The organism is Dissulfurispira sp., from assembly GCF_036745535.1.
Lineage (GTDB): Bacteria > Nitrospirota > Thermodesulfovibrionia > Thermodesulfovibrionales > Dissulfurispiraceae > Dissulfurispira.
This window is the reverse complement of record NZ_DAIOFX010000067.1, coordinates 5,692-8,414: the sequence shown is the minus strand read 5'-3', so window position 1 is coordinate 8,414 and position 2,723 is coordinate 5,692. Positions and strand designations below refer to the sequence as shown.

Here is a 2,723-nt window from a genome sequence, read left to right as displayed (position 1 = left end):
AGGAGGATGCCGGGGCCTTTATAAAGGACAACGGAGGGAAGATCGCCGCGTTCGACGAGGCGATAAAGGCTGCTTATGAGGATATGTATGAGGACACGAAGATGATAAGGGAAAAAAGAAAGATGAAAATGCAGGGGCATAAACATTAAAATACAGTTAAGAGAGAGGAGCTAAGAGTTGAAAGTTAAAAAAAATAATTTTCACAATTATTATATTGTTTTTTGTTAGTTTTCATCCCTCACTTCTTACCTGTCACTCGTACGCTGGAGAGAAAAAACCAGTAAAGCCTTCCGCTAAGGACAAATGCCCGGTCTGCGGGATGTTTGTAGCGAAATATCCGGATTGGGTATCTCAGATAATATTCAAGGACGGAACTACCGCTTTTTTTTGACGGCGTTAAAGATATGATGAAATATTATTTTAACGTCAAAAAGTATAATCCCTCTAAGGGCGTATCCGACATCGACTCCATATACGTAACCGACTATTACGGCCTGAAGATCATTGACGCTAAAAAGGCGTTTTATGTGATCGGGAGCGATGTCTACGGTCCTATGGGCAGGGAACTGGTTCCTTTTGAAAGAGAAGCAGGCGCTAAGGGATTTATGAAGGATCATAAAGGACAGAGGGTGATGACCTTTCAGGAAATAACCGTTGAAACGCTGAAACTTCTTGAATGATGAGAAAGTCGTTTCTGTTTTTTATCCAGATGTTAACGGGAATCCTGATCTTATGTCTTATCTTTATATATTCATCATCGAGAGTGAAAAATGAGGCGAATATTCTTCAGAGAAAGGCCGAAATGGCGCGGGTATTGGGACTTACGGATTTATGCCTTTTTACGGAGGCAAGATACACAAGACATCCTTCGATGGCCGATTTGAATACTCCGTTTCAGGATTATCCCCTTTCTCTGGAGCATTTCCCGTCCGGCTCGTTAATAAATCCTCCAGAGCATATCCGGAGGCGATGAGGGTAATTTGAACTCTTTTAAAAGGCATATGAATATCCTCGATTTCACCCTCTCGTCGCTGCTCAGGAGAAAGGGAAGGAATACGGCCCTGATCGTTGTCTATACGTTTGTTGTTTTCATTTTAGCGTCGGTCATGTTTTTTACTCACGCGATAAAAAAAGAGGCCGCGGTTGTCCTTAACAGCGCTCCGGAAATAGTCGTCCAGAGAATAATCGCGGGAAGGCATGACCTTATGCCTTCGGAATATATGGCGAAAACAAAGGACATCCGCGGAGTGCGTTCCGTAAAAGGACGATTATGGGGATATTATTTCGACCCTATAGCAGGCGCGAATTACACCCTTATGGTTGCAGATCCTGCGAATCCGTTTGCGGGTATAGACTTATCAAAAGTTGCGGATGGAAACATCATAATCGGCAGCGGCATATCGAGAGTGCGCTTAGCGTATGAAGGAGATGTCATGCCTTTCAGGGCGCATAACGGCAATCCGGTTTATCTTAATATAGCGGGTATCCTGCCTTCGGAATCCGAACTTATCTCAGCGGATATTATTCTGATCTCTGAAAAAGATTTCAGGGCGCTTTTCGGCATATCTCAAGGCCGCTTTACGGATTTGACCCTCAATGTTATAAATCCGAGAGAGGTGCAGACCGTTGCCAGAAAGATTACGGAAATACTGCCCGACACAAGCCCATAGTCAGGGATGAGATTTTAAGGACTTATGAGTCGGTCTTGAATTGGCGGAGCGGGATTGCGATGCTGATATTCTGGGGCGCGGTGGCAGCATTCATAATATTCGCGTGGGACAGGGCGACAGGTCTTAGCGCAAAGGAGAGGAAGGAGATAGGAATATTAAAGGCCATAGGATGGGAGACGTCGGACGTGATATTGATGAAGTTCTGGGAAGGCGCAGTAGTGTCTCTGTCGGCTTTTTTTGCCGGAATAATTCTATCTTATATCCATGTCTTTTTCACCTCGTCTTCTCTTTTTAAGCCGGTGCTTATGGGGGTGGTCTGTGCTTTATCCGGAATTCAGGCTAACGCCTTTTATTGACGCCTATCAGATTGCGACCCTGTTTTTCCTCGTTGTCCTGCCTTATACGGTAGCGACAATCGTGCCTTCGTGGAGGGCGGCTACTGTCGATCCCGATTCGGTGATGAAATGATACGTCTTGATAACATAAAAAAGGTATTCAATGCGGGCAGGCCGAATGAATTTATTGCTTTAAACGGGATAAGCCTCGATATAGAGTTAAATAAGGTTACGGTATTAAAAGGACCGAGCGGCTCCGGCAAGACCACGCTGCTCGGTATTGTCGGATGCATGTCGAGGCCTACCGCAGGCAGGATGCGGCTTATAGACAGGGAAGTGACGAGCCTTCCGGAAAGGTTTCTTACGGAAATAAGGCGCAGGACATTCGGTTTTGTCTTTCAGCAGTTCAACCTCCTAAGGGGCATTACCGTTTTAGAAAACGTAATGCTTCCGGCATACCCGTGCGGAGAGGATTTAAAGGACATTAAGAAAGGGCAGCGGATATCATAAGTCTTTTTAACCTGTCGGGCAAGGAGTCTTCAAAAACGGAATGGCTGTCAGGGGGGGGAGGCTCAGAGGGTTGCCATTTCGAGGGCGTTGATCAATAACCCTTCGATAATCATTGCTGACGAACCGACCGCTCACCTCGACACAAAACTTTCATATGAGTTCATGGGTTTTATGAAGAGACTGAAGGACGAAGGAAAGACTATTATAA

Annotated in this window: 6 protein-coding genes and 1 pseudogene; all 7 read left to right on the top strand. The window is 45.4% G+C overall.

Annotated features, from left to right (window positions below; genetic code table 11):
- Positions 1-319 precede the first annotated feature (319 nt).
- Positions 320-391, top strand: coding sequence for a hypothetical protein (locus V7L97_RS13060; protein WP_442891808.1), 72 nt, complete (start codon positions 320-322; stop codon positions 389-391).
- Between the two features lie 13 nt (positions 392-404).
- Positions 405-680: a nitrous oxide reductase accessory protein NosL gene (locus V7L97_RS09960; protein WP_442891806.1), complete on the top strand. Its 276-nt coding sequence runs from the start codon at positions 405-407 to the stop codon at positions 678-680.
- Positions 680-973: a hypothetical protein gene (locus tag V7L97_RS13055; protein ID WP_442891807.1), complete on the top strand. Its 294-nt coding sequence runs from the start codon at positions 680-682 to the stop codon at positions 971-973. Before V7L97_RS09960 ends, V7L97_RS13055 begins: the two co-directional genes overlap by 1 nt.
- Before the next feature lie 7 nt (positions 974-980).
- Positions 981-1,670, top strand: a complete 690-nt coding sequence (locus V7L97_RS09955; protein WP_333655550.1) for a hypothetical protein — start codon at positions 981-983, stop codon at positions 1,668-1,670.
- A gap of 59 nt (positions 1,671-1,729) precedes the next feature.
- Positions 1,730-2,026 (top strand): FtsX-like permease family protein, encoded by a 297-nt coding sequence (locus tag V7L97_RS09950; protein ID WP_333655549.1) that lies wholly within the window; start codon positions 1,730-1,732, stop codon positions 2,024-2,026.
- Positions 1,989-2,138 carry a hypothetical protein gene (locus V7L97_RS09945; protein WP_333655548.1) on the top strand — a complete coding sequence of 50 codons (150 nt, stop codon included), beginning with the start codon at positions 1,989-1,991 and terminating at the stop codon, positions 2,136-2,138. The genes V7L97_RS09950 and V7L97_RS09945 overlap by 38 nt, the downstream gene beginning before the upstream one ends.
- Positions 2,135-2,723 (top strand): annotated as a pseudogene (locus tag V7L97_RS09940) (ABC transporter ATP-binding protein); the annotation flags it as partial. The gene V7L97_RS09945 and the pseudogene V7L97_RS09940, both read left to right, overlap by 4 nt.

Bases quoted from the DNA above. Each gene is read 5' to 3' on its own strand.
- V7L97_RS09950 (WP_333655549.1), top strand. From the start codon at position 1,730: ATGCTGATATTCTGGGGCGCGGTGGCAGCATTCATAATATTCGCGTGG.
- V7L97_RS13055 (WP_442891807.1), top strand. From the start codon at position 680: ATGAGAAAGTCGTTTCTGTTTTTTATCCAGATGTTAACGGGAATCCTG.
- V7L97_RS09960 (WP_442891806.1), top strand. From the start codon at position 405: ATGATGAAATATTATTTTAACGTCAAAAAGTATAATCCCTCTAAGGGC.